Origin of the sequence: Alloalcanivorax sp., assembly GCF_964221125.1 — a bacterium.
Taxonomy (GTDB): domain Bacteria; phylum Pseudomonadota; class Gammaproteobacteria; order Pseudomonadales; family Alcanivoracaceae; genus Alloalcanivorax; species Alloalcanivorax venustensis.
This window is the reverse complement of the sequence record NZ_CAXPXK010000074.1, coordinates 1-26,195: the sequence shown is the minus strand read 5'-3', so window position 1 is coordinate 26,195 and position 26,195 is coordinate 1. Positions and strand designations below refer to the sequence as shown.

Genomic DNA, 26,195 nt, shown 5'->3' with positions numbered 1-26,195 from the left:
AAGCCCAGCAGCGCCTGGACAACCTGCGCGAGCTGGTCTCCGCCACCCGCCAGTTCGGTGACGAAGAGGGCGAGGAGGATCCGCTCAGCGCCTTCCTGGACCACGCCGCGCTGGAATCCGGCGAAGGGCAGGCCGACGCCCACGAAGACGCGGTGCAGATGATGACCCTGCACTCCGCCAAGGGGCTGGAATTTCCGGTGGTGTTCATCACCGGCCTGGAAGAGGGCCTGTTCCCGCACCAGATGTCCTCGGACGATCCGGTGCGTCTCGCCGAGGAGCGCCGGCTCTGCTACGTGGGGCTGACCCGGGCGATGCGCGAGCTCTACCTGACCCACGCGGAAAGCCGGCGCCTGTACGGCAACGAAACGCTCAACCCGCCCAGCCGCTTCCTGCGCGAAATTCCCGCCGAGCTGGTGGAAGAGGTGCGCGCCCGGGCCGGCTTCAGCCGTCCGCTGGGCGGCGGTGGCGGGGGGCCGCGCCAGCAGGACGCCAATGGTATTGTGTTGGGGGCGCGCGTCCTGCATCCCAAATTCGGTGAGGGCACGGTGCTGCATTTCGAGGGCCAGGGGCCTAATGCGCGGCTGCAAATCAACTTCGACGGCGTCGGCACCAAATGGCTGGTCAGCCAGTACGCCCGACTCGATGTGATCTAGGGCCGCCCGGCGGCCCACTAACAATAAAACCAACGGGAGAGTTCCATGGATCGTCGTAAATTCGTCTCCGCGCTGGGCCTCGGCCTGGGCGCCGCGGCGCTGGCCGGTTGCGGCCAGAACGAAAGCGAGAACAAGCCGGCCGCTGGCGGCGACAACGCCCCGGCCAAAGCCGCCGATAACGAAGTCCGCGAGTGGAAGCTGGTCACCGCCTGGCCGAAGAATTACCCGGGCCTGGGCACCGGCGCCAACCGCTTCGCGGAACGGGTCACCGCCATGTCCGGCGGCCGTCTGACCATCAAGGTGCACGGCGCCGGCGAGCTGGTGCCGGCCATGGGCGTGTTCGACGCGGTGCGCGACGGCAGCGCCGAGATGGGCCACTCCGCCTCCTACTACTGGAAAGGCAAGCACCCGGCCACGCCGTTCTTCACCGCGGTGCCGTTCGGCCTCACCGCCCAGGAGCTCAACAGCTGGGTCAACTTCGGCGGCGGCCAGGAGCTGTGGGACGAGCTGTACGGCGAGTTTGGCCTCAAGCCGCTGCCGTGCGGTAACAGCGGCACCCAGATGGCCGGCTGGTTCCGCAAGGAGATCAACAGCCTGGAAGACATCAAAGGGCTGAAGATCCGCGCCCCCGGCCTGGCCGGCGAAGTGATGCAGCGCATCGGCGCCACCCCGGTGCAGATGCCCGGCGGTGAGGTGTTCACCTCCATGCAGACCGGCGCCCTGGACGCCGCCGACTGGGTCGGCCCCTATAACGACCTGACCTTCGGCCTGCACAAAGTGGCCAAGTACTACTACTACCCCGGTTGGCAGGAGCCCGGCGCCATGCTGGAGATGATGATCAACAAGGAGAAGTGGGACGCGCTGCCGGAAGATTTGCAGGCCATCGTCAAGAACGCCGCCGAAGCGGAAAACCAGCACATCTACGACGAGTTCACCGCGCGCAACGCGGAAGCGCTCAAGCAGTTGGTGAACGAGCACGGCGTCGAGCTGCGCCGCCTGCCGGACGAGGTGCTTGAGGCGCTGGAAAAAACCAGCCAGGAGGCGGTGGAGGATCTGGTCGCCGGCAACGACCAGGCGCGGCGCATTTATGAGTCCTATCGCGACTTCCGGGATTCGGTGATGCCGTACATCGCGGTGGCCGAGCAGTCCGCGCTTAACGTCCGTTCCACGGTGTTGGGCCAGAAGGCGCCGTAAGGCGCCCTTGGCGTTTCAGTCCCGGGGCACCGAGCGGGTGCGGCCGTTCTCGTCGATGGCGACGAACGTGAAGTGCCCCTCGGTGACCTTCGCCAGACCGCCCTCATCCTCGACGATCCACACTTCCACCAGAATCTGCATGGAGCTGCGGCCGATGTCCTGCATCCGCGTGTAGCAGCTCACCACCGCGCCCACCGGCACCGGCCGCAGAAACGCCATGGAGTCGATCGCCACCGTGGCGACCCGGCCCTTGGCGCGCGCCCGCGCGGTCACCGCGCCGGCCAGGTCCATTTGCGATACCAGCCAGCCGCCGAAAATATCCCCGTTCCAGTTGGCGTTCTCGGGCATGGCGATGGTTTGCAGGGCCAGCGTGCCCTGCGGTTGGGGAATGTCGTCGTTGGTCATGTCTTGTTATCCATATAAAAGCCCCGGCAACCAGGTGGCCAGTTCCGGGAACAGCGCCAGGATGCCGAGCATCGTCAATTGAATCAGGATGAAGGGTATCACGCCTTTATAGATCTGCGAGGTGCGCACTTCCGGCGGCGCCACGCCGCGCAGATAGAACAGCGCGAAGCCGAACGGCGGCGTCAGGAACGAGGTCTGCAGGTTGAGCGCGATCATCACCCCCAGCCACACCGGGTCCACGCCCATGGACAGCAGCACCGGCCCCACGATCGGCACCACCACGAAGGTGATCTCCATAAAGTCGAGGATAAAGCCGAGCAGAAACACGATCAGCATCACCACCAGGGTGGCGCCCAGCACGCCGCCGGGCAGGGCGTCGAACAGGTGCTCCACGGTCTCGTCGCCGCCGAACGCGCGGAACACCAGCGAAAACAGGCTGGCGCCGATCAGAATCATGAACACCATGGCGGTGACGCGGGTGGTGCTGCGCACCGTTTCGCGCAGGATGTGCCGGTCCAGATGGCGGCCGAACGCGGCCAGCAGCAGGGCGCCGAAGGCGCCCACGCCGGCCGCTTCCGTGGGCGTGGCCAGGCCGGTGAGAATGGAGCCCAGCACCGCGGTGATCAGCAGCAGCGGCGCCACCAACCCGCCCAGCAGGGACACCGCCTCCGCGCCGCCTTCGATGTTGGCGTCTTCCCGTTTCATGGCCGGCGCCTGCTCCGGCCGCAGGGTGCTGATCACCACCACGTAGAGCAGGTACATGCCGACCAGAATCAGGCCCGGTACCAGCGCGCCGACGAACAGATCCCCCACCGACACCGTGTCCAGCGACCACAGGCCCTGGCGCAATTGGGCTTCCTGGTAGGCGGTGGAGAGCACGTCGCCGAGCAGCACCAGGGCGATGGACGGCGGAATGATCTGCCCCAGGGTGCCGGTGGCGCAGATCAGGCCGGTGGCCAGGCCCGGGTTATAGCCGTGGCGCAACATGGTGGGCAGTGACAGCAGCCCCATGGTCACCACGGTGGCGCCGACGATGCCGGTGCTGGCGGCCAGCAGCGCGCCCACCAGTACGATGGCCAGGCCCAGGCCGCCGGGGAACACCGCCAGCAGGCGCCCCATGCTGGCCAGCAGGCGCTCGGCGACCCGGGATTTCTCCAGCATCACGCCCATGAACACGAACAGCGGCACCGCCATCAGGCTGGTGTTTTCGATAATGCCGAACAGCCGGCCGGGCAGGAAGGTCAGGTCGGTCATGCTCAGGCTGCCGCCGAGCAGGCCGCCGGCGGCGAATATCAGCGCCACGCCGCCCAGGCAGAACGCCACCGGGTAGCCGCTCAGCAGGGTCACGCCCACGGCCACGAACATCAGCAGGGGGATCAGCTCCATGCGTCCCCCTCGTCCTCAAGATCCTCTTGCGGCGGGGTGGCGCCGGCCAGCGTCAGGCCGTGGCGGATCAGCTCCGCCACCGCCTGCAGGGTCAGCAGCGCCGGTAGCGCCAGCAGCAGGCTCTTGAGCAGGAACACCAGCGGCAGGCCGCCGTTGTCGGACTTTTCCAGGCCGGCCCAGCTGCGCAGCACGTACTGAAAGCTCAGCCCGAAAATCGCCGCGCACACCGGCAGCAGCAGGAACAGCGTCCCCAGCACATTGACCAGCGCCCGCTTGCGGGGGCTGAAATGCTGGTAAAACACGTCCACCCGCACATGCTCGTCCAGGGCCAGGGCGTAGGCGGCGCCCAGCATGAACAGAGAGCCGTGCAAATAAATGAGGCTCTCCTGAAGGGCGATACTGCCGATGCCGAACCCGTAGCGCAGCACCACCACCAGCACCATCAGCAGCACCATGGCCAGGGAAAACCAGGCGCACAGATGCCCCACGCCGCAGGTGAAGGCGGTCAGGCGCTGTTGCCAGCGTTTCAGGAGCTGCAGGCGTTGTCGGGTCAAAATAGCCTCGCCGGGGGTGTCCGATGCGGCGCGATTATACGGGTGATGGGCGCCGGGGTCAGCAAAACCGGGCCCCCGGGCGTCCCGGGCGCCGTGGTGCGGGTGCGCAAAGAGTCCGGTTTATGTAATGTTGCTGTCACATATCGCCTCTAGCATGCGTCATGCCTGAAGAGAAGAAGCCGGGTTGAGACCAACGCCGGCGCCATGCAACCAGGAGGCTAACAGTGAAATTTCAAATGAAAGCGACTCTCGTCGGCGCCGCCGCCGCCGTGGCCCTCGCCAGCGCCCCGGCCACCGCGATCGCCCGTGACACCATTTCCATCGTGGGTTCCTCCACGGTATACCCGTTCGCCACCACCGTGGCCGAGCGCTTCGGTCGTAGCGGCAACCCGACGCCGAAGATCGAATCCACCGGTTCCGGCGGCGGCCTGAAGCTGTTCTGCCAGGGCATCGGCACCGAGAACCCGGACATCACCAACGCATCCCGCCGGATGAAGGCGTCCGAGTTCGAGATGTGCCAGAAGAACGGCGTTAAAGAGATCACCGAAGTCGTGGTCGGCTATGACGGCATCGTTATCGCCAACTCCGTGGAAGGCGAGAAGGTCGACCTGTCCAAGCGCGACATCTTCCTGGCGCTGGGCAAGGAAGTGCCGGATCCGAAGGGCGGCGAGAAGCTGGTGCCCAACCCGTACAAGACCTGGAACGAAGTGAACTCGGACCTGCCGAACACCAAAATCGAAGTGCTGGGCCCGCCGCCCACCTCCGGTACCCGTGACGCGTTCAACGAGCTGGCCATCGAAGGCGGTTGCAAAACCTTCGACTGGATCGCCGCCATCAAGAAAGAAGACAAGTCCAAGTACAAGTCCATCTGCCGCAGCATCCGTGAAGACGGCGCCTACGTGGAAGCCGGTGAGAACGATAACCTGATCGTGCAGAAGCTGGGTTCCAACCCGCAGGCGCTGGGCGTATTCGGCTACTCCTTCCTGGATCAGAACCGTGGCAAGGTACAGGCCGCCACCATCGAAGGCGTTGAGCCGCAGATGGAAACCATCGCCAGCGGCGATTACCCGGTATCCCGCTCCCTGTTCTTCTACGTGAAGAAAGCGCACGTGGGCGTGGTACCCGGCATCGAAGGCTACATCAAGGAATTCACCAGCGAACGCGCCTGGGGCCCGGACGGCTACCTGGTCGACAAAGGTATGATTCCGCTGCCGGACGACATGCGCGCCAAGATGGCCAAGCAGGCACAAAGCCTGAAGAGCATGACCGGTAAGGAACTGTAAGACAGGACGTGGGCTTACGCAGGGACGCGTAACGAACCAAGCCCGGTGACGCTGAGTCACCGGGCTTTCTTCGCCCCGGCGGGGCGCGGATAAACCCGGTTTTTTCTCTCAAACCTCAGGTTTGCGCGAGAAAATCATCCACTCGGAGTTGTTGGCATGCAAACAGGCAACCTGTTGTTGCTGCTGGTCGCCATGGTGGCGGCGGCCTACTACATAGGCTGGCAAAAATCCCTGGCCCAGGCGCGGCCTTTGGGGGGAATACGCCACCTTGAGTCGCTGCCCTTCTACTACGCGATGCGGGCGGCACTGTGGTGCGCGATCCCGGCGCTGGTGGTACTGGGCACCTGGCTGATCTTCGACGACGCCATTATCCAAAGCACGGTGATGCTGAGTCTGCCGGAGGACGTCCGTCCGGCCACCGAAGGCGGTCGGGGCCTGCTGCTCAGCCAGATTCAGAACGTCGCCAGCGGCGCCCTGGCGGCGGATTCGGTGCGCCCCGAGATCGCCGGCGCCGCCGAGTTGCTGCGCGGGCTGCGCGGCACCAACACCATGGCGCTGACGGTGGTCTTTATCGTCGTCGCCATGCTCGGCGGCGCCTGGGGCTGGCTGAAGATCGCGCCGCAACTGCGCGCCCGCCAGCAGGTGGAAAAGATCCTGCGGGTGCTGTTCATGCTGTGCGCGCTGGTGGCGATCATGACCACCGTCGGCATTGTCATGTCGGTGCTGTTCGAGTCGATCCGTTTCTTCGGTCAGGTGTCGCCGGTGGACTTCCTGTTCGGCACCCAGTGGAGCCCGCAGACCGCTCTGCGCGCCGACCAGGTGGCCTCCGAAGGCGCCTTCGGCGCCATCCCGCTGTTCATGGGCACGCTGCTGATCTCGGCCATCGCGCTGCTGGTGGCGGTGCCGGTGGGCCTGATGTCGGCCATCTACCTGGCCGAATACGCCCACGCCAAGGTGCGCGCCGTGGCCAAGCCGTTGCTGGAGATCCTCGCCGGTGTGCCGACCGTGGTCTACGGCTTCTTCGCCGCCCTGACCGTGGCGCCGTTCATCCGTGACGTGGGTGAAAGCATCGGGCTGGACGTGGCCTCCGAATCCGCGCTGGCCGCCGGTCTGGTGATGGGCGTGATGATTATTCCCTTCGTCTCCTCGATTTCCGATGACGTGATTACCGCCGTGCCCCAGGTGATGCGTGACGGCTCCCTGGGTTTGGGTGCCACCAAGTCCGAGACCATTCGCAAGGTGGTCTTCCCGGCCGCGCTGCCGGGCATCATGGGCGGCATTCTGCTGGCCGCGTCCCGCGCCATCGGCGAAACCATGATCGTGGTGATGGCGGCGGGCCTTGCCGCCAACCTGACGGTGAACCCGCTGGAAGCGGTCACCACCGTTACCGTGCAGATCGTCACCCTGCTTACCGGTGACCAGGAGTTTGACAGCGCCAAGACGCTGGCCGCCTTCGCGCTCGGTCTGATGCTGTTCATTACCACCCTGGTGCTCAATGTGGTCGCGCTGCACATCGTCAAGAAATACCGGGAGCAGTACGAATGAACCGACTGACAATCCACCGGGAGGCGGCGTAATGAGCGAGACCACGGCGAAAGTACGTAAAAGCCTGGCGCGGCGTTATCGGCAGGAGAAGCGTTTCCAGGCTTACGGCATTCTGTCCATCGGTGTCGGCCTGCTGGCGCTGCTGATTCTGTTCACCGACATTATCGGCAAGGGCCACAGCGCCTTCTTCGAGCACTACATCCAGCTGGAAATCAGCCTCGACCGGGACGTGCTCGGCGTGGATGACGCCAGCGACGACGAGCAGCTCAATTACGCCAATTTCGGTGGCGTCATCAAGGAAGCGCTGCGCGAGCGCTTTCCCGGTGTCGACGACCGTCAGCAGCAACGCCAGCTCTATGCCCTGGTGAGCAGCGGCGCCAGCTACAACCTGCGCGACGAGCTGAAAGCCGACCCCAGCCTGCTGGGTGGCACCCGCAACCTCTGGTTGCTGGCCGACGACGATGTCGACCTGTATCTGAAAACATCCGAGAAAAAGCGGCCCGAGGCCCGTCTCGGCGATCAGCAGAAGCAGTGGATCGAAGATCTGGAAGCGGCCGGTGATACGGAAAAGCGTTTCAACGCCTCGTTCTTCTCCCACGGTGATTCCCGCGAGCCGGAGCTGGCCGGTATCGGCAGCGCCATTGTCGGCTCCTTCTTCACCATGCTCGTCACGCTCTGCCTGTCCTTCCCGATCGGCGTGGCGGCGGCGATCTATCTGGAAGAGTTCGCGCCGCGCAATAAATTCACCGATTTCATCGAAGTGAACATCAACAACCTGGCGGCGGTGCCGTCGATTATCTTCGGTCTGCTGGGTCTGGCGATCTTTATCAATCTGTTCGGGTTGCCCCGTTCGGTGCCGCTGCTGGGCGGTCTGGTGCTGACGCTGATGACGCTGCCGACCATCATTATCACCAGCCGCGCCGCGATCAAGACCGTGCCGCCCTCAGTGCGCGAAGGGGCCCTGGCCCTGGGCGCGTCGAAGATGCAGGTGGTGCTGCACCATGTGCTGCCGCTGGCGCTGCCGGGCATGCTGACCGGCTCGATCATCGGCATGGCCCAGGCACTGGGTGAAACCGCGCCGCTGCTGTTGATCGGCATGGTCGCCTTTATCGTCGACATTCCCGGTGGCCCCACTGACCCGGCCACGGTATTGCCGGTGCAGATTTATCTGTGGGCGGACAGCCCCGAGCAGTCCTTCGTGGCCATGACATCGGCGGCGATCATGGTCCTGCTCGCCTTCCTGATCACCATGAACACGCTGGCGGTGGTACTGCGCAAGCGCCTTGAGCGCCGTTGGTAAGGAGAGGAACATGGATACCGCACGAGAACTGGACAACCGCAACCGCGCCGATGATGATGCGGCGAAGCCCTTGATCGACGTGGAAGAAAGGTCAATGCAGGATACTCCCTACCCGGAAAAAACCGTGGGTAAGCCGTTCGTGGACGCGCCCAAGATGAAGCTGCGCCACGTGAACGTGTTTTACGCCGACAATCAGGCGATCCATGACGTCAGCCTGGATATCGGCAAGAACGAAGTGATTTCCCTGATCGGTCCTTCCGGTTGCGGTAAATCCACCTTCCTGCGGTCGCTTAACCGCATGAACGACACCATTGATATCTGCCGGGTGAAAGGCGAGCTGCACCTGGACGATCAGGACCTCTACGACCCCAAGCTGGACGTGGTGGAACTGCGCGCCCGGGTCGGCATGGTGTTCCAGAAGCCCAACCCGTTCCCCAAGTCGATCTACGACAACGTGGCCTACGGCCCGCGGCTGCACGGTCTGGCGGACAAAAAATACGATCTTGATGAAATCGTCGAGAACAGCCTGCGCAGCGCCGGCCTCTGGAACGAGGTGAAGGACCGTCTGCACTCTTCCGGCACCGGCCTCTCCGGTGGCCAGCAGCAGCGTCTGTGTATCGCCCGCACCATCGCGGTGAGCCCGGAAGTGGTGCTGATGGACGAGCCCTGTTCGGCGCTGGACCCGATCGCCACCGCCAAGATCGAAGAGCTGATCGACGAGCTCTCCGAGTCCTACACCATCGCCATCGTCACCCACTCCATGCAGCAGGCCGCGCGCGTGTCCCACCGCACCGCCTACTTCCACCTGGGGCGGCTGATCGAGGTCAACGACACCGAAACCGTATTCACCAAGCCGGAGCACGAGCTCACGGAAGCCTACATCACCGGCCGCTTCGGCTAAGGCCAACGGGTCCAAGGAGAGACAATATGGATCGCATGCATTTTGGTCAGCACAGCTCCTCGCAATTCAACGAGGCGCTGGAATCCATCCGCAACCATCTGATGGAGATGGGCGGCCTGGTGGAAAAACAGGTAGTGGACGCGCTGGAAGCGCTGCTGCACGCCGACTCCGCCCTGGCGGAAAAAGTGCTTACCACGGAAGACCGGGTCGACGACCTGGAAATCCAGATCGACGAAGAGTGCGCCCGCGTACTGGCGCTGCGCCAGCCGGCGGCCTCGGACCTGCGGCTGATCATCGCCGTGTCCAAGGCGGTGTCGGACCTGGAGCGCATCGGCGACGAGTCCGCCAAGATCGCCGCCATGGCGCTGCAACTGGCCGAGGACGGTGAATCACCGCGCGGCTACGTGGAAGTCCGGCACATCGGCAACCACGTGCGCAACATGCTGCGCGACGCCCTCGACGCCTTCGCCCGCTTCGACGCCGACAAGGCCGTGGAAGTGGCCGCCGAGGACAGCGAAGTGGACCTGGAGTACCGCTCCGCCATGCGCGCCCTGGTGACCTTCATGATGGAAGACCCGCGCGCCATCTCCCGGGTGCTCAACATCATCTGGTCCCTGCGCGCCCTGGAGCGCATCGGCGACCACGCCCGCAACATCGGCGAGCAGGTGATCTTCCTGGTCAAAGGCACCGACGTGCGCCACATCTCCATCGACGAAATGGAAAAAGAAGTCCGCAAAAAGGACTAACCCCTGTCCGGGCCCGCGATGAATGCGGGCCTTGTGGAAGCGTCCTGTAGGAGCGGCCTGTGGGAGCGGGCCCCGCCCGCGAAAGGGCGGCTACGCCGCCCGGCAGGATCCCAGAGACCTTGATAAAGACGTTTGTTTCCTCCAATATATCCGTAATTCCGAATATACGAATATAGGCAAGCCACCCATGGCCACCACCCTCTCCGCCACCAAACTCTGCAAATGCCTCGGCGACGACCTGCGCCTGAGCCTGGTCTGCCTGATGGACGTGCAGCGCGAGATCTGCGTCTGCGATCTGGTGGACGCGCTGGACGCCCCCCAGTCCACCATTTCCCGGCATCTGGCTCAGCTTCGCCAGTGCGAACTGGTGGTGGCGCGCCGGCAGGGCACCTGGATGCATTACCGCCTTAACCCCGAGTTACCGGAGTGGGCACTCACTGTCATCGAAACCCTGGCCGAGCCGGCCCGGACACAACTGGGCCTGCGCACACCGGCGCCGGTCTGCTGTTAATGGAGACTCCCATGGAACTGCCCCTGAACGTGCTGTTTCTGTGTACCGGCAACTCCTGCCGGTCGATTCTCGGCGAAGCGCTCGCCAACCACCTCGGCGAAGGCCGCATCCGCGCCCGCAGCGCCGGCAGCCAGCCCACCGGGCAGGTGCACCCGCGTGCCCTGGCGGTGCTGGAACGCCACGGCGTGCCGGTGGACCAGCCCGCCTCCAAGTCCATGGACGATCTGGAAGGCCAGCGCTTCGACGTGATCATTACGGTGTGCGACGCCGCCGCCGGCGAGGCCTGCCCGGTGTGGCTGTCCGAGGCCGCCAAGGTGCACTGGGGCATCCCCGATCCGGCCGGCGCCGAGGGCAGCGACGACGAAATCGACGCCGTCTTTGAGCGCACCTACCAGCGTCTGCGCCAGCGCCTGGAAAAGCTGGCGGCACTGGACCTCGCCGCCACCACGCCGCTCGGCCTGGTCGCCTCCATGCAGAAGATCCACCGCGAGCTGGGTCAGGAATAAAGGATCGCAATCGATGCCGTTTTTTGAGCGTTTTCTCAGCGTCTGGGTGGGGCTGGCGATCGTCGCCGGCGTCGCCCTCGGACTGGCGGTGCCGGGCCTGTTCCAGGCGGTGGCCGCCTTCGAGGTAGCCCATGTGAACCTGGCGGTGGCGGTGTTCATCTGGGTGATGATCTACCCGATGATGATCCAGATCGACTTCGCCGCCATGAAGCGCGTCGGCGACAAGCCCAAGGGCCTGCTGCTCACCCTGGTGGTGAACTGGCTGATCAAGCCGTTCACCATGGCGGCGCTGGGCTGGCTGTTCTTCAAGGTGCTGTTCGCCGACATGGTGGACCCGCAGACCGGCAGCGAGTACATCGCCGGCATGATCCTGCTGGGCGTGGCGCCGTGCACCGCCATGGTGTTCGTGTGGAGCCACCTCACCAAGGGCGACGCCAACTACACCCTGGTGCAGGTGTCGGTGAACGACGTCATCATGGTATTCGCCTTCGCCCCCATCGCCGCGCTGTTGCTGGGCGTCAGCGACATCACCGTGCCCTGGGACACCCTGGTGCTGTCCACCGTACTGTACGTACTGCTGCCGCTGGTGGCCGGGGCGCTCACCCGGCGCTGGCTGAGCGGTCGCGGCGGCGAAAAAGCGGTGGACGATTTCGTCCACACCCTCAAGCCGGTGAGCATCCTCGGTCTGTTGGCCACGGTGGTGCTGCTGTTCGGCTTCCAGGCGGAAACCATCCTCGCCAAGCCCCAGGCCATTGTGCTGATCGCCATTCCGCTGCTGATTCAGACCTACGGCATCTTCCTGGTCGCCTTCGTCGCCGCCCGCTGGCTGCGCCTGCCCCACAACGTGGCCGGTCCGGCCTGCCTGATCGGCACCTCCAACTTCTTCGAGCTGGCGGTGGCGGTGTCGATCAGCCTGTTCGGGCTGTCCTCCGGCGCCGCCCTCGCCACGGTGGTGGGCGTGCTGGTGGAGGTGCCGGTGATGTTGTCGCTGGTGGCCATCGTTAACCGTACCAAGCACTGGTTTGAGGACGGCGGTGAGCAGTGAACAGTTAAGAGTGAACAGTTAATAGTTAATAGCTAAAACCAACAGCGCTGAAGTTATCGCCATGACAGACCTTTTTAATCTCGACGACAACTGCTTCCAGGTTCCCGGCGTTGACCGCGTGTTCCAGGATCAGCCGTCCACTCACAAACCCCGGATTCTGTTGCTTTACGGGTCCCTGCGGGCGCGCTCGTTCAGCCGTCTGGCGGTGGAGGAGGCGGCACGCCTGTTGGAGGCCATGGGCGCCGAAACGCGGATTTTCGACCCGCGCGGGCTGCCGCTGCCGGACGCCGAGCCGGCGGAGCACCCCAAGGTCCAGGAACTGCGCGAGCTGGCGCAGTGGTCCGAAGGCATGGTGTGGTGCTCGCCGGAGCGCCACGGCGCCATGACCGGCATCATGAAGGCGCAGATCGACTGGATTCCGCTGGCGCTGGGCGGCGTGCGCCCGACCCAGGGCAAAACCCTGGCGGTGATGCAGGTGAGCGGCGGCTCGCAGTCGTTCAACACCGTCAATCACCTGCGCGTGCTGGGCCGCTGGATGCGCATGGTGACCATCCCCAATCAGTCGTCGGTGCCCAAGGCGTTCCTGGAATTCGACGACAACGACCGCATGAAGCCGTCCCCCTACTATGATCGTATAGTCGACGTCATGGAGGAGCTGGTGAAATTCACCCTGCTGGTCCGTGATCGCAGCGACTACCTCACCGATCGATACTCCGAACGCAAGGAGAGCGCGGAAGAGGTGTCCCGCCGGGTCAATCAGCGCACCATGTAAGCCCGTACCTGGCCAAAAGGGGAAGCCATGCCCGCCGAAACCCTGTCCCGCTTCCCCCTGGCGGTGATTGTCGCCGCCCAGTTTCTGGGCACCTCGCTGTGGTTCAGCGTTAACGGCGTGGGGCTGTCCCTGGGCCAGGAACTGGGGCTCACCGAGACCGACCTGGGGCGCCTCACCATCGCCACCCAGGCGGGCTTTATCCTCGGCACCCTGGCGCTGGCGGCCACCGGCCTGGCCGACCGCTTCCGCGCCAGCCGGGTGTTCGCGGTGGCGGCGGTCCTGGGCGCGCTGGTTAACGGCGCCTTCGTGCTGGTGGCCTGGCAGCCGTCGGCGGCGCTGGTGATGCGCTTCGCCACCGGGCTCTGTCTGGCCGGTGTTTACCCCCTGGGCATGAAGCTGGTGATCAGCTGGACACCGCGTCACACCGGCGCCGCCCTGGCCTGGCTGGTGGGCATGCTGACCCTGGGCACGGCCGTGCCGCATCTGTTGCGCGGCGCCACCCTGGGCCTGTCCTGGCAGTGGCCGCTGCTCACCGCCTCGCTGCTGGCGCTGGTGGCGGCGTGGCTGATCCGCGCCCTGGGCGACGGCCCCCATCTGCCGCCGCCCGGCCGGAAGAAGCCGCTGCGGGAAGGCTTCGCCGCCTTCGCCAGTGGCGATTTCCGCGCCGCCGCCCTGGGCTACTTCGGCCACTGCTGGGAGCTCTATGCGTTCTGGACGCTGACACCGCTGCTGGTGGCCCGGGAGCTGCAGCGCCTGGGCGCCGATCAGGCGCTGGTGCCGTGGCTGGCGTTCCTGGTGATCGCTTTGGGGCTGGTGGGCTGTGTTTATGGCGGTCGTGTCAGCCGCGGGCGCGGCAGCCTGTGGGTGGCGAGGGCGGCGCTGGCCGTATCCGGCCTGCTGTGCCTGGTCTATCCGCTGCTGGGAAGTCTGTCCCCTTTTCTACTGCTGGCGCTGTTGCTGCTGTGGGGCTTCACGGTGATCGCCGATTCGCCGCAGCTTTCCGCCCTGGCCGCCGCCACCGCGCCCCGGGACCGGGTCGGCTCGACCCTGGCGGTGATGAACGCCATCGGCTTCGCGCTCACCATTCCGGCGATCTTCCTGGTCTCTGAGTTCTGGTCGGCGCTGGATCTGCGCGTCGCCTGGCTGCTGTTGCCGGGGCCGGTGGTGGGGCTGTTCTACCTGTGCCGGGCGCGGCTATAGCTGGGATTCCAGCGCCACCGCCACACTTTCCCCGTCGTCCCCCAGCCACAGCTGCCCGTCCTGGATCATGGCGTTCAGGCGCATCTGGCGGTGGGCCAGGGACGCCAGCGCCGCTTCGGTTTCCGGCATCACGCGCAGCACGGTGAGGTTGTCGAAACGGTCCAGCTTGCGGCCCAGGGCCTCGCGCCAGGCCAGCGGCGCCTGGCGGCCGTAGGTGTAGACCACCACGGCATCGGCCAGGCCGCAGGCCTTGCGCAGCCGCTTCTCATCCGGCATGCCCAGCTCGATCCACTCTTCCAGGGTGCCGTTGGGGTGGTGCCGCCACAGATCCGGCTCGTCGGTGGACGACAGGCCCCGGGTGAAGCTCAGGTCCTCGTGGGCGTGGCGGGCGAAGGCCATCAGCCGCAGCATCATGCGCGCCTCGGTTTCCGAGGGGTGCAGCGCCACCGTCAGGTTATGGGTGGCGTAGTAATCCCGGTCCATATCCGAAACGGTGAGCTCGGCTTTGTAGATGGTGGCGGTAAGGGCCATGGCATAGCTCGCTGTGATTCGCGGTCAGATCAACGCCCAGACGCCGAAGGCGATGAACAGCGCCGCGCTGATCCGGTGGGCCCAGGTCTCGAAACGCTCGCCGGCGAGGCGGTGGGCCACCCAGATCACCGGCAGGTTGGCGGCGATCATACCCGCTGTGGTGCCGAGAAGCACCGGCCAGAACTCCTGAAAGCGCACCGCCAGGGCCACGGTGGCCACCTGGGTCTTGTCGCCGATCTCGGCGATGAAGAACAGGATCAGGCTGGTCAGGAAAGGCCCGAAGCGGACGCTCTCGTCCACGCCCTCGTCCTTATCCGGGATCAGCATCCACAGCCCCAGGGCGATAAAACTGCCACCCAGAATCCAGGTCAGCCAGTCCGCCGGAATGGCATCGGCCAGCCAGTCGCCGAACCAGACACTGAGGCCGTGGTTGATCAGCGTGGCGACCACCACGCCGGCGAGGATCGGCCAGGGCTTGCGGAACCGGCACACCAGCGCCAGCGACAGTAACTGGGTTTTATCGCCGATTTCGCCCAGGGCGACCAGCAGCGTGGAAGAGACAAAAGCGTCCAACGGAAAACCTTACAGGGGCGGGACCGAACGATTACCAGAGACACTGCCCACCGATCCCGCCCCCGCGGAATGCAGACAATGTCTCAGGTCTCGTCGATCCATCCGCCGATGCGGCGGAGGACACGGCCACCATGCGCATTGAGGCGCAAATATGTTGACGACCGTCCAGGGTGGGAACCCGGGTGACTACTCCCCCAAGACGGCGGAAACCTTAGCCGCGGCAGGGATTTAAATCAAGCGCCGAACAGCCAGCCGCTGATCAGCCGCCCCGGTGCCAGGGCACCCAGCCCGGCGCCCACCAGCCCCAGATAGGCGCCCACCAGGAAATTACGGTGCGTATCCAGGCGCCGGCGGCGCACCGCCAGCATCGAGATCACCAGGCACACCAGGGTCCACACGGACAGCAGATGTATCACGCTGAACGGCCCCAGCAGCGCCAGGCCGCCGCTCAGCCAGAACGACGACACCGCCGTGACCACCATGGCCAGCACCCACGACCAGCCGAGCCAGCGGTGCCGCCGCGACCCCTTCGCGGACAGCAACTGCACGACACCGAAGACCAGCGCCCAGAGCGCCGCGACGAGATGAATCCAGACCGCCACCATCACTTTTCTCCCCCGGCGGGCTGGGCCCGTACCGGCTTAATGTGTATGCTGTGAACATAAGATAGAAAAGGATGTGTACAGTGTCAACATCAAACAAGGACCCCTCTCCGGACCGCTACCACCACGGTGATCTGCGCCGGGCCCTGGTGGACGAGGCCCTGGTGCTGCTGGCGGAAAGCGGCGACGGCGGCTTCAGCCTGCGCGAGCTGGCCCGCCGGGTGGGCGTCACCGCCAACGCCAGCTACCGCCATTTCGCCAACAAGGACGCGCTGCTGCAGGCGCTGGCGTCGGAGGGGTTCCGGCGCCTCAGCGCCGCCCAGCGCGAGGCCGAAGCGCGGGCGGAGGGCGACGAAAAACTGCTGGCCGGGGGGCGCAGCTATATTCGCTTCGCCCACGCCAACCCGGCGCTGTTCCGCTTGATGTTCAGCGTGATTCCGCCGCACCGCCGCGAAGACGAGCTGCGCGAGGCCTCGCGGGCGGCGTTCGAGACCCTGCGCCAGGCGGTGTCGCGTGGCTGGCCCGGCGGCGAGCCGGACCCGGACAGCGTGACCCGGGCGGCGCTGCGCGCCTGGGCGCTGGTGCACGGGTTGGGGCAGTTGCTGCTGGACGGTCAGCTGGACTGGCTGGAGGAGGACCCGCTGGGGCTGGCGGAGGCGGTGCTGGCGGACACCGTCTAGCGCTATACTGCCGGCCCGCGCCAGGCCCACGTCAGGAGAGCCCATGAGCGACGACCGCTTTCTCGATATCGAAACCAAACTGGCCTACCAGGAAGACCTGGTGGCCAGCCTCAATCAGATCGTCAGTGACCAGCAGCGCAAGCTCGACGAGCTGGAAGCCGCCTACCGCAAACTGGTGGACCGGGTGGTGGAGCAGAGCGAGGAGCTCGCCGCCCTGCGCATCGAGGACGCCCCGCCGCCGCACTATTAAAACGCCGGCGGACGGTCAGCCGCTGGCCAGGGCGGTGGGCTTGCTGACCAGCCGGCTGGCGGGGAAATGGCAGGTGAAGTTGCTGCCGCTGCCGAGCTCGCTTTTGATCTCCAGCTTGCCGTTATGGCGGATCATCACGTGCTTGACGATGGCCAGCCCCAGGCCGGTGCCGCCGGTCTGGGTGACGCGGCTGTTGTCCGGGCGGTAAAAGCGCTCGGTGAGGCGGGGGATGTGCGCCGGGTCGATGCCGATGCCGTTATCGCGCACCGAAAGGTGGGCGCCGTCGGCGTCCTGCCACCAGTGAATGCGGATCACGCCGTGGGCGGGGGTGTACTTCACCGCGTTGACGATCAGGTTGCCGAAGGCGCTTTCCAGCTCCGCCGGGTTGGCGATCAGACGGGCGTTTTCCGGCACGTCCAGCTCGATGGTCTGCTGCTTCTCCGGCGCCAGCGCCAGGGCGCTTTCGCGCATGCGCTGCAGCATGCCGTGCACCGCCACCGCCTGTTGCAGGTTGTCCGCCTCGGTGTTCTCCAGCCGTGACAGCAGCAACAGGTCCTGCACCAGCGCCTCCATGCGCTGGCTCTGGGCGTCCATTTGCGTCAGCGCCCGGCGCAGCCGGGTCTGCTCCTCGGGCACCGTGTCGAGCAGCGTTTCCAGGTAGCCCTTGAGCACCGTGAGCGGCGTTTTCAGCTCATGGCTGACGTTGGCCACGAAATCCTTGCGCATCTGTTCCAGGTGGTGAATGCGGGTCACGTCCCGGGCCAGAATCAGCTGGTCGCCGACGCCGAACTCGGTGATGCGCAATTGCAGGATGCGGTTGTCGTCCACCGGCGAGGGGATCTCCAGCGGTTCGCGGAAATCGCCCTGGGTCAGGTAGTCGGTGAAACGCGGATGGCGGATCAGGTTGGTGAGCGGCTGGCCCAGGTCCTTGTCGGCGCGGAAGCCCAGATGCCGGCCGGCGGCGTGGTTCCAGTATTCCAGGTAGCCGTGCTGGTCGATCAGCACCACCACGTCCTCCAGGGCGTTCACCGACTGCTGGGCGCGCACGATGATGCTCTGCAGGTTGTCCTGGGCGCGCCGTTCTTTCTGGAAAAGGTGCTCCAGGCGGGTGTAGAACTCACCCCAGAGGCCGACGCTGTCCGGCGGTTCGGTGTGCTCCTCGCGCACCAGCCAGGCGTACAGGGCGAACAGCTGCCGGGTGCTCCAAATGATGTACAGCGACAGGCCCGCCACCAGCGGCCAGATGCTGCGCAGGGCCAGACAAACCGCCACGGACACCGCCACCAGGATGACGATGCGGTTCACTTCCTTGCCGAGACTGGCTTTCATGCCCGCCGGATCTTTCATTCACCGCCCTTCCGGCTCCGTTGGTCCGCGTCGCGGACCCGATCATTATGACGCCTGACTGGACTTCACCGAGAACCGGTAACCGGTCCCGCGCACCGTCTGGATGAAACCATCGAACCCGTGCGGCGACAACGCCTTGCGCAGGCGCCGGATGTGCACGTCGATGGTACGGTCTTCCACGTAGACGTTGGCGCCCCACACCTGGTCCAGCAACTGGGTGCGCGAGTAGGCCCGCTCCTGGTGGCTCATAAAGAACTCCAGCAGGCGGTATTCCGTGGGGCCCATGTCCACCGGGTCGCCGTTGGCGCTGATCCGGTGGCTCACCGGGTCCAGGCACAGGCCTTCCACGTCGATGGCTTTCTCCGCCGCCACCACCGAGGTGCGGCGCAGCACCGCCTTGATGCGCGAGATCAGCTCGCGGGTGGAAAACGGCTTGGTGATGTAGTCGTCGGCGCCCACGTCCAGGCCCTGGATCTTGTTGTCCTCTTCGCTCTTCGCCGTAAGCATGATGATCGGCACTTCGGCGGTGGCGTCCTCGCGCTTGAGGCGCCGGGCCAGCTCAATACCGCTCACCGACGGCAACATCCAGTCCAGCAGCACCAGGTCCGGTCGCTCGTCGACAATGTACTCGTGGGCGCGCTGGGCGTTGTCCGCCTCCAGCACGTCGAAATCCGCCAGCTCCAGCGCCACCGCCACCATTTCGCGGATCGCGGGTTCGTCGTCAACAATCAGAATTCGATTACGGGACATGGCTTATTCTCAGGGGTTGCCCATTTAAGTGCCCCTATTACATTGCCTTTTTATGACATGATGATGACAACTTTGCACGCTTCTCGCGGCGGCGGCGACCCCGCCGCCCGCGATCACGGGCCGGGCGCGGCCAGCAGGTAATGAAAATAAAGTCCTGCGAATACGCTGGCCCCGGCCCAGTGGTTGCTTAGAAAAGCGTGGAAGCAGGGCCAGGGCTCGCGGTAGCGGATGCGCCACTGCTGATGGGCGAAGCCCGCCGCCATGCCGGCCAGGCCCAGATACCAGGGCCAGGTGAAGCCCAGCCGCTGGCCGAGCACCCACAGCGCCACCAGGGTCAGCACCTGCAGCGCGCCGACCATCACCTTGTCCAGATCACCGAACAGGATGGCGGTGCTTTTAATGCCCACCTTGAGATCGTCTTCCCGGTCGCACATGGCGTATTCGGTGTCGTAGGCCACGGTCCACAGCAGGTTGGTGGTGAACAGCAGCCAGGCGATTTCCGGCACGCTCTCGGTCTCGGCGGCGAACGCCATGGGAATCGCCCAGCTGAAGGCGGCGCCCAGGAACAGCTGCGGCAGATAGGTAAAGCGCTTGGTGAAGGGGTACAGCACCGCCAGCCCCAGGCCGCCGAACGACAGCACCAGGGTGAAACGGTTGAGGCACAGCACCAGGCCCAGCGCGATCAGCCCCAGGGCGGCGAACAGCATCAGCGCCTGGCGGGCGGACAGGGCGCCGGTGGCCAGCGGCCGGCCCCGGGTGCGCGTGACATGACCGTCGAAGTCGCGGTCGGCGAAATCGTTGATCACGCAGCCGGCGGCGCGCATCACGAACACCCCCAGCACGAAAATGACGATGTGTTTGAGGCTGGGTGTGCCGCCGCCGGCGATCCACAGCGCCCACAGGGTGGGCCACATCAGCAGCATGCTGCCGATCGGCCGGTCCAGGCGCATTAGCTGGATCCAGGGCCAGAGAGCGGGGTAGCGGTGTTCCACGAAAGCCAGCATAGGCGTCCTCAGCGATCCATGTCCTCGACCCGCCGCCACAGCGCGGGCAGGAAGTGCTCGGCCACCAGCAAGGGCCGGCCGCGCTTGATGAACCGGGATTGTCGCCCCCAGCAGGGCGTCTGGCCAGAGGGGGCGGCGCCGTGGCGCACCCAGACCCGGTCACGGCGCGCCATGGGCCGCCGGTACAGCTCGCTGCCCAGCGAGCGGCTGCCCATGTGCGCCAGGCCGCGGTTGGGTCCTCGCAAGCTGGCCAGCGGCAGCACGCTGCGCGCCTCCACCATCGGCTCCTCGTCCACCAGCAGGGTGACTTCCCGCACCAGGGCGCGGCCACGGCCGATGCGGCCCAGCAGCTGCTGCTCGGCGAGGGTGGGGCGAATAATGCGGTCTTCACGGGGTACCACCCGGAAGGCGCCGTACAGGCGCAGGCGGGCGGTCAGGGAGCCGGGGTCGGCCAGCCAGTCGCGCACCAGCGGCGGCAGGCTGAGCTGTTCCTGGGGACGCCAGCGGGCGTCGGCGCGCATTGCGGTATCGGGCATGGGGACTCGCTTTGCTCGCGCCCGGGGCGCGGGATCTCGAGCGCGCGACTATGGCCCATGAAGCGCGGATCGGCAAGACGTCGGCCGTCGGGCAACGCTACCATTATCCGCTGTCATTGATTTTTCACGCGCCCGTGGATACGTTAGCGGCCCCTGGAAGGGCCCGCGTACCGGGCCCGGCTTCCCCCGACCAGACGAGGTTCAGCATGAAAAAATGGGAATGCGTGGTTTGCGGCTTTATTTACGACGAGGAAGAAGGCCTGCCTGAAGAGGGCATCGAACCCGGCACCAAGTGGGACGACATTCCCGATGACTGGGTGTGCCCGGACTGCGGCGTCGGCAAAGAAGACTTCGAGATGGTGGAAATCTGAAACAGGACACTCCCATGAATCCAATCGTGATCATCGGCTCCGGCCTGGCCGGCTTCAACACGGTCAAGGAATTCCGCAAGCTGGATAAAGAGACGCCGGTGGTGGTGCTCACCGCCGACGACGGGCGTAATTACTCCAAGCCCATGCTCTCCACCGGCTTCACCAAGGAAAAAACCGCCGATGAGCTGGCCATGGCGACCCCCGAGCAGGTCGCCGAGCAGTTCAACGTGACGGTGCGCACCGGCGTCCACGTGGCCGGCATCGACACCGACAAACAGCGCGTGCTGCTGCCCGATGATCACCTGGATTACAGCAGCCTGGTGCTGGCCCTGGGCGCCGACACCTGGACGCCGCCGCTGGAAGGCGACGCCGTCGGCGAGGTGTTCTCGGTCAACGATCTGATGGATTACGGCCGTTTCCGCCAGGCCCTGGAGGGCAAGCGTGAGGTCACCATTCTCGGCGGCGGCCTGATCGGCTGCGAATTCGCCAACGACCTCTCCAACGGCGGCTTCCAGGTCAACCTGGTGGAGCCCATGGGCCGCTGCCTGCCCATGCTGCTGCCGGAGCCGGCTTCCGCCGCCGTCGGCCGCGGCCTGGAAGACCTGGGTGTGCGTTTCCACTTCGGCCCCCTGGCCAAGGCCGTGCACCACGGCAAGGACAACCCGGACAAGCTGGTCACCGAGCTCTCCGACGGCACCCACCTGGAATCCGACGTGGTGCTCGCCGCCATCGGCCTGCGGCCGCTCATCGGCATCGCCAAGGACGCCGGTTTGAAGACCAACCGGGGCATCGTCACCGACCAGAGCCTGCGCACCAGCGCCGACAACGTCTACGCCCTGGGCGACTGCGCCGAAGTGCAGGGCCATGTGCTGCCCTATGTGCTGCCGCTGATGGCGTCCGCCCGGGCGCTGGCCAAGACCCTGGCCGGCGAGCCGACCCCGGTGAGCTACGGCGTGATGCCGGTGACCATCAAGACGCCGGCCTGCCCGGTGGTGGTGTGCCCGGTGCCCGAAGAGCTGGAAGGCGACTGGGACACCGAGGAAGAGGGCAACACCGTCAAGGCCCTGTTCCGCGACCGCGACGGCAACCTGCGCGGCTACGCCCTCACCGGTGACGCGGTGAAGGAAAAAATGAAGCTCAATAAAGAGCTTCCGGCGCTGATGCCATGAAGTTCCGTCTGATCCTGATGGTCCTGGGCTGGCGACTCGCCTGGCTGGCCGGCCGCGACGAGGGCTTCCGCAAGCAGCTCGCGCACCGCGACGTGGTGATGCAGTGGCGCACCTTCAACGGCGGCGTGGCGCGCTGGTATCACTTCCAGCCGGACCGGGTGACCAGCCGCCGGGGCCTGCACCCGACGCCGTCCGTGACCCTCAATTTCAAGGACGCGGACTACGCGTTCCGCACCCTCAAGGCCTCCGGCAAGAACCAGATGGCGTTCATGGAAGGCATGCAGGCCGGCGACATCAAGGTGGAAGGCGACCCCGGCCACCTGATGTGGTTCATGACCCTGATGAAGTTCATTCTGCCCAAGCGCTGATCCGGTACCACACCCACCCCATCAGCACGCCGCGGCTGGCCATGAACAGATTCATGGCCAGCCACAGGCCGTGATTGCCCCAGCCGCTGGTCAGCCACCAGACCGGAAAGAACAACGCCGTGGCCACCATCATGGTGTTGCGCATCTGCCGGGCCAGGGTGGCGCCCACGAACACGCCGTCCAGCCAGAAGCCGGCGCTGGCGGTGAGCGGCAGCAACAGCATCCAGGGCAGGTAGGTGGTGGCGGTGTCGCGCACCCCCGGCAGGTCGGTGAGCAGGCGGATCAGCGGGCCGCCGCCGGCGACGAAGGCCAGCAGCGCCGCCGCGGCGATGATCAGCGTCCACTTGCCGGTGCCGGCCACCGCCGCGTCCAGGGCGCGCCGGTCACGGCGGCCGGTGGCGTCGCCCACCAGGGCCTCGGCGGCGTTGGCGAAACCGTCCAGGGTATTGCTGAGCAGCAGCAGGAAGGTGATCAGCACCGCGTTGGCGGCCAGCACCGTGTCGCCCAGCCGCGCGCCCTGGGCGGTGAAGAAGAAAAACACCGTCAGCAGCGCCAGGCTGCGGATAAAAATATCCCGGTTCACCGCCAGCAGTTGCAGCATCGGCGCCACCTGTTTGAGCGCGCCCACCGGCAGCGCCCGCCAGGCGGCGCCGAAGATCTCCCGGCGCAGCCAGAACAGCCCGCCGGCCAGACCCAGGTATTCCGACACCGCGCTGGCCACCGCCACGCCGCGCACGTCGAAATGCCACACCTGCACCAGCAGCACATCCAGCAGCACATTGCTGGAGTGCATCAGAACGGTCATTTTCAGCGGCACGCTGGTGCGGTGCAGGCCGATGGCGAAGCCGATCAGCGCGAAATTCCCCAGCGCCGCCGGCGCGCCGAGAATACGGATGCCGATGTATTCCCGCGCCAGCCCCTGCACCTCGTCGCTGCCGCCCAGCAACCACAGCGCCGCGTCGCTGAGCAGCGGCCGCAGCAGGATCAGCGCGCTACCCACCAGCGTCGACAGCAGCAGCGCCCGCAGCAGCACCACCAGGGTGGCCTCACCGGCGCCGCGCGCCTGGGAGGTGAACCCGGTGGTGCCCATGCGCAGGAAGTTGAACGAGAAGTACAGGAACATGAAAACGTTGCTGCCCAGCGCCACCGCCGCCAGATACACCGGCGAGTCCAGATGGCCGACCACGGCGGTGTCCACCAGGCCGAGCAGCGGCGCGGTGATATTGGAGAGCAGCAACGGCCACGCCAGCATCCAGATGCGGCGGTCCAGGGCGGGGTCCTTCGCGATCATGGCTAGGCGTCGGGTCGGCGCAGCAGGGTGAAGCCGAACAACACGGCGGCGGCCACCACGATCGACGGGCCCACCGGGGTGTCCGCGTACCAGCTCATCGCCAGCCCCAGGGACACGGAGGCCAGCCCCAGCAGGCTGGCCAGGGCGGCCATCTGTTCCGGGGTGCGCGACAGGCGGCGGGCACCGGCGGCGGGGATCACCAGCAGCGAGGTGATCAGCAGCACGCCGACGGTACGGATGGCGCCGGCGATCAGCAGCGCCAGCAGCAGCATCAGGATCAGCCGGGTGCGGGTCACCGGCACGCCCTCCACCTGGGCCAGGTCTTCGTTCACGGTGATGCTGAGCAGCGCCCGCCAGTGCCACGCCAGCAGCACCAGAATCAGTACCGCGCCGGCCCACAGCGCCAGCACGTCGCCCCAGTTCACCGCCAGCAGATCGCCGAACAGGTAGGCGAACAGATCCACCTGCACGCTTTTCTGCAGGCTGATGGCGATCACGCCCAGCGCCAGGGTGGTGTGGGCGACGATGCCCAGCAGGGTGTCGCCGGTGATCTGGCGCTGCTGCTGCAGCCCCGCCAGGGCGCCGGCGATGGCCAGGCAGGCCACCACCACGGCGACGTACAGGTTCACGTCCAGGGCCAGGGCCAGGGCCGCGCCCAGCAGGGCGCCGTGGGCCAGGGTGTCGCCGAAGAACGCCATCCGCCGCCAGACCACGAAGGACCCCATGGGGCCGGCCACCAGGGCCACCGCCAGGCCCGCCAGCAGCGCCGGCGCGAGCAGTTCAATCATGGTGGTGGCCCCCCGTGTGCCCGTGGTGGTCGTGGTGCGGGTCGCCGCTCAGGTCATGGTCGTGGTCATGATCGTGGGTGTACACGGCCAGGTTGGGCATGCCGCCGCTGGGGCCGAACAGGCGGTGGTAGGCCGGGTCGCGGCTGACCGCCTCCGGGGTGCCGGAGCAGCACACATGGTGGTGCAGGCACACCACCTGGTCGGTGCGCGCCATCACCAGGTGCAGATCATGGGAAATCAGCAGGATGCCGCAGCCGGTCTCGTCGCGGACCTGGCCGAGCAGACCGTAGAGGGCGTCCTGGCCGGCCACGTCCACGCCCTGGGCGGGCTCGTCGAGCACCAGCAGGTCGGGCTTGCGCAGCAGCGCCCGGGCCAGTAGCACCCGCTGCATTTCGCCGCCGGACAGCCCGCGCACCGCGCGCCGGCGCAGATGGGCCACGCCGGTGCGTTGCAGGGCGTCGCGGCGGGCGCGGGTGCGGCCCGGCGCCGCCAGCCAGAGAAAGCGGTCGACGGTCAGCGGCAGGCTTTCATCCACCTGCAGGTGCTGGGGCATGTAGCCCACGCGCAGGCCCGGGCGGCGCTCCACGCGGCCGCGATCGGGCCGCGCCAGGCCCAGCACCAGCCGCGCCAGGGTGCTCTTGCCGGCGCCGTTGGGGCCGATCAGCGTGGTGATGCGGCCCGGCTCCAGGGTCAGGGAGACGTCGTCGAGCACGCTGTGCGCCCCATACGCCAGGCCGGCGCCGTGCACCGCCACCAAGGTTCCCGTGTCAGCCCGCTGCTGCGACATGTAACAGCCCCCGTTGAACAAAGCGGTGATGATATACTATTTCCCCGGTCAATCGCTTGGGCCCGGCGGCGCCGTTCCGGCTTGACGGCTCGGGCACACTGATTGCACTGACGCTCCCGATGAGCACTTTCACGGTTCCGGACATACCCATGCGATACCTGCTCGTTCCTCTTTTGTTGGCGCTGTGCGCGCCGTTACCGGCGCGTACCCTGGTGGCCAGCGTCGAGCCCCTGGCCATGGTGCTGCGCGACCTATACGGCGACAGCGCCGAGGTGGTCACCCTGCTGGAGGCCAACCAGAACCCGCACAACCCGATGTTGTCGCCGCGCCAGATGCTCACCCTGCGCCGCGCCGACCTGCTGGTGTGGCTGGGCGAGGCGGCGGAGCCGGCGGTGGCCAGCCTGGCGGCGAAACGTGACGGCGACAGCCTGGCGTTGCTGTCGCTGCCCGGCGTCACCCGCCGTGAGGGCGGACACCGCCATGACGGCGAGCACGACCACGGCCACCACCACGAAGCCGGCGAGCTGGACCCGCATCTGTGGCTGGACCCGCGCAATATGGCGCTGCTCGCCAAGGCCCTGGGCGACCGGGATCAATTGCCCGAGGGGCAGCCGGCGGCGTTCCTGGCCGACCTGGAACGGACCGAAACGGCGCTGCGCGAGCGTCTGGCGCCGGTGGCCGACACCCCCTGGCTGACCTTCCACCACCCCTGGGGCTACTTCCAGCAGCGGCTGGAGCTGCGCGCGCCGGTGATCGTCAGCGAGCAGCTCGGCGCCGGCCCCAGCAGCCGTCGCTTCGTGGCGCTGGCGCAGCAGTTGGAAAGCGAACAGGTGCGCTGCGCGATCCTCGAGCCGGAGGCCCAGGCCGACCTGGTGGCGCGCCTGTGCCCGGACTGCCGGCGGGTGGCCCTGGACCCGCTCGGCCGCGACGTCCCCGCCCGTGGCCAGGGCAATGATTACAGCCACTGGCTGAGTGAACGGGTGGCGGCGACGTTCGCCACCTGTCTGGCGCGATGACGCGGGACTGGCCCGGGCGCCGCTTTTTGGCCCGACCGGGTCCATTGAGCCGGCGCGTGAAACCGGTATGCTGATGCGTTTGTCGGGTCAAGGAGAAGGCATGGGGCAGTCGCAGGGTGCGCAAGACGAAT

At 66.4% G+C, this 26,195-nt stretch carries 31 protein-coding genes; 18 read left to right on the top strand and 13 right to left on the bottom strand.

Annotation, left to right across the window (positions count from 1 at the left end; genetic code table 11):
• On the top strand, positions 1–653 hold a 653-nt coding region (locus ACEQZD_RS09275), incomplete at its 5' end, for a 3'-5' exonuclease (RefSeq protein ID WP_370185097.1).
• A gap of 45 nt (positions 654–698) precedes the next feature.
• On the top strand, positions 699–1,847 hold the full coding sequence (locus tag ACEQZD_RS09270) for a TRAP transporter substrate-binding protein (RefSeq protein WP_142947701.1): 1,149 nt from the start codon (positions 699–701) through the stop codon (positions 1,845–1,847).
• Positions 1,848–1,862: 15 nt separating this feature from the next.
• On the opposite strand, the gene ACEQZD_RS09265 is transcribed toward ACEQZD_RS09270, so the two are convergent.
• The 3 genes from ACEQZD_RS09265 to ACEQZD_RS09255 are packed head-to-tail and all read right to left on the bottom strand — an operon-like array spanning position 1,863 to position 4,192.
• Complete coding sequence (locus ACEQZD_RS09265) at positions 1,863–2,252, bottom strand: acyl-CoA thioesterase (protein WP_067610440.1); 390 nt, start codon at positions 2,250–2,252, stop codon at positions 1,863–1,865.
• A 6-nt stretch (positions 2,253–2,258) separates the two neighbouring features.
• A complete protein-coding gene (locus ACEQZD_RS09260) occupies positions 2,259–3,638 on the bottom strand; it encodes a TRAP transporter large permease subunit (protein ID WP_335628232.1) in 1,380 nt (459 codons plus the stop codon).
• Complete coding sequence (locus ACEQZD_RS09255) at positions 3,629–4,192, bottom strand: TRAP transporter small permease subunit (RefSeq protein WP_370185094.1); 564 nt, start codon at positions 4,190–4,192, stop codon at positions 3,629–3,631. Before ACEQZD_RS09255 ends, ACEQZD_RS09260 begins: the two co-directional genes overlap by 10 nt.
• Before the next feature lie 236 nt (positions 4,193–4,428).
• Here ACEQZD_RS09255 and ACEQZD_RS09250 point away from each other — a divergent pair, with 236 nt between their 5' ends.
• From ACEQZD_RS09250 to ACEQZD_RS09205, 10 genes are all read left to right on the top strand, one after another.
• Complete coding sequence (locus ACEQZD_RS09250) at positions 4,429–5,475, top strand: substrate-binding domain-containing protein (RefSeq protein WP_142947699.1); 1,047 nt, start codon at positions 4,429–4,431, stop codon at positions 5,473–5,475.
• A 156-nt stretch (positions 5,476–5,631) separates the two neighbouring features.
• A complete protein-coding gene (gene pstC, locus ACEQZD_RS09245) occupies positions 5,632–7,020 on the top strand; it encodes a phosphate ABC transporter permease subunit PstC (RefSeq protein ID WP_142947698.1) in 1,389 nt (462 codons plus the stop codon).
• A gap of 31 nt (positions 7,021–7,051) precedes the next feature.
• On the top strand, positions 7,052–8,320 hold the full coding sequence (gene pstA / locus ACEQZD_RS09240) for a phosphate ABC transporter permease PstA (protein ID WP_335628231.1): 1,269 nt from the start codon (positions 7,052–7,054) through the stop codon (positions 8,318–8,320).
• 10 nt (positions 8,321–8,330) lie between these two features.
• Positions 8,331–9,221 (top strand): phosphate ABC transporter ATP-binding protein PstB, encoded by an 891-nt coding sequence (gene pstB / locus ACEQZD_RS09235; protein ID WP_067610430.1) that lies wholly within the window; start codon positions 8,331–8,333, stop codon positions 9,219–9,221.
• A 26-nt stretch (positions 9,222–9,247) separates the two neighbouring features.
• Positions 9,248–9,967 (top strand): phosphate signaling complex protein PhoU, encoded by a 720-nt coding sequence (phoU, locus tag ACEQZD_RS09230; protein ID WP_142947695.1) that lies wholly within the window; start codon positions 9,248–9,250, stop codon positions 9,965–9,967.
• 187 nt (positions 9,968–10,154) lie between these two features.
• Positions 10,155–10,478, top strand: coding sequence for a metalloregulator ArsR/SmtB family transcription factor (locus tag ACEQZD_RS09225; protein ID WP_370185091.1), 324 nt, complete (start codon positions 10,155–10,157; stop codon positions 10,476–10,478).
• A gap of 11 nt (positions 10,479–10,489) precedes the next feature.
• Positions 10,490–10,984: an arsenate reductase ArsC gene (locus ACEQZD_RS09220; RefSeq protein WP_142947693.1), complete on the top strand. Its 495-nt coding sequence runs from the start codon at positions 10,490–10,492 to the stop codon at positions 10,982–10,984.
• Between the two features lie 13 nt (positions 10,985–10,997).
• Complete coding sequence (gene arsB / locus ACEQZD_RS09215; protein WP_370185089.1) at positions 10,998–12,029, top strand: ACR3 family arsenite efflux transporter; 1,032 nt, start codon at positions 10,998–11,000, stop codon at positions 12,027–12,029.
• Positions 12,030–12,090: 61 nt separating this feature from the next.
• Positions 12,091–12,801: an arsenical resistance protein ArsH gene (gene arsH, locus ACEQZD_RS09210; RefSeq protein ID WP_142947691.1), complete on the top strand. Its 711-nt coding sequence runs from the start codon at positions 12,091–12,093 to the stop codon at positions 12,799–12,801.
• 27 nt (positions 12,802–12,828) lie between these two features.
• Complete coding sequence (locus tag ACEQZD_RS09205; RefSeq protein WP_142947690.1) at positions 12,829–14,001, top strand: nitrate/nitrite transporter; 1,173 nt, start codon at positions 12,829–12,831, stop codon at positions 13,999–14,001.
• Here the strand turns inward: ACEQZD_RS09205 and ACEQZD_RS09200 are convergent.
• The 3 genes from ACEQZD_RS09200 to ACEQZD_RS09190 form a co-directional block, all read right to left on the bottom strand.
• Positions 13,996–14,532, bottom strand: coding sequence for a YaeQ family protein (locus ACEQZD_RS09200; RefSeq protein WP_142947689.1), 537 nt, complete (start codon positions 14,530–14,532; stop codon positions 13,996–13,998). The genes ACEQZD_RS09205 and ACEQZD_RS09200 overlap by 6 nt on opposite strands.
• A gap of 24 nt (positions 14,533–14,556) precedes the next feature.
• Positions 14,557–15,105, bottom strand: coding sequence for a TMEM165/GDT1 family protein (locus ACEQZD_RS09195; protein ID WP_142947688.1), 549 nt, complete (start codon positions 15,103–15,105; stop codon positions 14,557–14,559).
• A 233-nt stretch (positions 15,106–15,338) separates the two neighbouring features.
• Complete coding sequence (locus ACEQZD_RS09190; protein WP_370185086.1) at positions 15,339–15,710, bottom strand: DUF2306 domain-containing protein; 372 nt, start codon at positions 15,708–15,710, stop codon at positions 15,339–15,341.
• Positions 15,711–15,790: 80 nt separating this feature from the next.
• On the opposite strand from ACEQZD_RS09190, the gene ACEQZD_RS09185 reads away from it, so the two are divergent.
• Both ACEQZD_RS09185 and ACEQZD_RS09180 read left to right on the top strand, forming a co-directional pair.
• Positions 15,791–16,387: a TetR/AcrR family transcriptional regulator gene (locus tag ACEQZD_RS09185; RefSeq protein WP_255442187.1), complete on the top strand. Its 597-nt coding sequence runs from the start codon at positions 15,791–15,793 to the stop codon at positions 16,385–16,387.
• Positions 16,388–16,430: 43 nt separating this feature from the next.
• Positions 16,431–16,637, top strand: a complete 207-nt coding sequence (locus ACEQZD_RS09180) for a SlyX family protein (RefSeq protein ID WP_142947685.1) — start codon at positions 16,431–16,433, stop codon at positions 16,635–16,637.
• A 15-nt stretch (positions 16,638–16,652) separates the two neighbouring features.
• Here ACEQZD_RS09180 and phoR read toward each other — a convergent pair whose 3' ends face one another.
• From phoR to ACEQZD_RS09160, 4 genes are all read right to left on the bottom strand, one after another.
• Positions 16,653–17,984: a phosphate regulon sensor histidine kinase PhoR gene (phoR, locus tag ACEQZD_RS09175; RefSeq protein ID WP_228547916.1), complete on the bottom strand. Its 1,332-nt coding sequence runs from the start codon at positions 17,982–17,984 to the stop codon at positions 16,653–16,655.
• Between the two features lie 45 nt (positions 17,985–18,029).
• Positions 18,030–18,734 carry a phosphate regulon transcriptional regulator PhoB gene (phoB, locus tag ACEQZD_RS09170; protein WP_067609780.1) on the bottom strand — a complete coding sequence of 235 codons (705 nt, stop codon included), beginning with the start codon at positions 18,732–18,734 and terminating at the stop codon, positions 18,030–18,032.
• Positions 18,735–18,847: 113 nt separating this feature from the next.
• A complete protein-coding gene (gene ubiA, locus ACEQZD_RS09165; protein WP_370185083.1) occupies positions 18,848–19,738 on the bottom strand; it encodes a 4-hydroxybenzoate octaprenyltransferase in 891 nt (296 codons plus the stop codon).
• Between the two features lie 8 nt (positions 19,739–19,746).
• Positions 19,747–20,274, bottom strand: a complete 528-nt coding sequence (locus tag ACEQZD_RS09160) for a chorismate lyase (RefSeq protein ID WP_370185081.1) — start codon at positions 20,272–20,274, stop codon at positions 19,747–19,749.
• A gap of 206 nt (positions 20,275–20,480) precedes the next feature.
• On the opposite strand from ACEQZD_RS09160, the gene rd reads away from it, so the two are divergent.
• From rd to ACEQZD_RS09145, 3 genes are read left to right on the top strand one after another with little or no spacing between them, the layout of a single operon-like run.
• Positions 20,481–20,645, top strand: coding sequence for a rubredoxin (gene rd / locus ACEQZD_RS09155; RefSeq protein ID WP_067608246.1), 165 nt, complete (start codon positions 20,481–20,483; stop codon positions 20,643–20,645).
• Positions 20,646–20,659: 14 nt separating this feature from the next.
• Entirely contained in the window at positions 20,660–21,814 is a 1,155-nt protein-coding gene (locus ACEQZD_RS09150; protein WP_370185079.1) for an NAD(P)/FAD-dependent oxidoreductase, read from the top strand.
• Positions 21,811–22,182 carry a hypothetical protein gene (locus ACEQZD_RS09145; protein WP_142947681.1) on the top strand — a complete coding sequence of 124 codons (372 nt, stop codon included), beginning with the start codon at positions 21,811–21,813 and terminating at the stop codon, positions 22,180–22,182. The genes ACEQZD_RS09150 and ACEQZD_RS09145 overlap by 4 nt, the downstream gene beginning before the upstream one ends.
• Here ACEQZD_RS09145 and ACEQZD_RS09140 read toward each other — a convergent pair.
• The 3 genes from ACEQZD_RS09140 to znuC are packed head-to-tail and all read right to left on the bottom strand — an operon-like array spanning position 22,163 to position 25,048.
• Positions 22,163–23,473 (bottom strand): MATE family efflux transporter, encoded by a 1,311-nt coding sequence (locus ACEQZD_RS09140; protein ID WP_370185077.1) that lies wholly within the window; start codon positions 23,471–23,473, stop codon positions 22,163–22,165. The two genes, ACEQZD_RS09145 and ACEQZD_RS09140, sit on opposite strands and share 20 nt — an antisense overlap.
• A gap of 2 nt (positions 23,474–23,475) precedes the next feature.
• On the bottom strand, positions 23,476–24,261 hold the full coding sequence (gene znuB / locus ACEQZD_RS09135; protein ID WP_194855327.1) for a zinc ABC transporter permease subunit ZnuB: 786 nt from the start codon (positions 24,259–24,261) through the stop codon (positions 23,476–23,478).
• On the bottom strand, positions 24,254–25,048 hold the full coding sequence (znuC, locus tag ACEQZD_RS09130) for a zinc ABC transporter ATP-binding protein ZnuC (RefSeq protein WP_142947678.1): 795 nt from the start codon (positions 25,046–25,048) through the stop codon (positions 24,254–24,256). Before znuC ends, znuB begins: the two co-directional genes overlap by 8 nt.
• Before the next feature lie 149 nt (positions 25,049–25,197).
• Here znuC and ACEQZD_RS09125 point away from each other — a divergent pair, with 149 nt between their 5' ends.
• On the top strand, positions 25,198–26,064 hold the full coding sequence (locus ACEQZD_RS09125; RefSeq protein WP_194855328.1) for a metal ABC transporter solute-binding protein, Zn/Mn family: 867 nt from the start codon (positions 25,198–25,200) through the stop codon (positions 26,062–26,064).
• Positions 26,065–26,195: the final 131 nt, after the last annotated feature.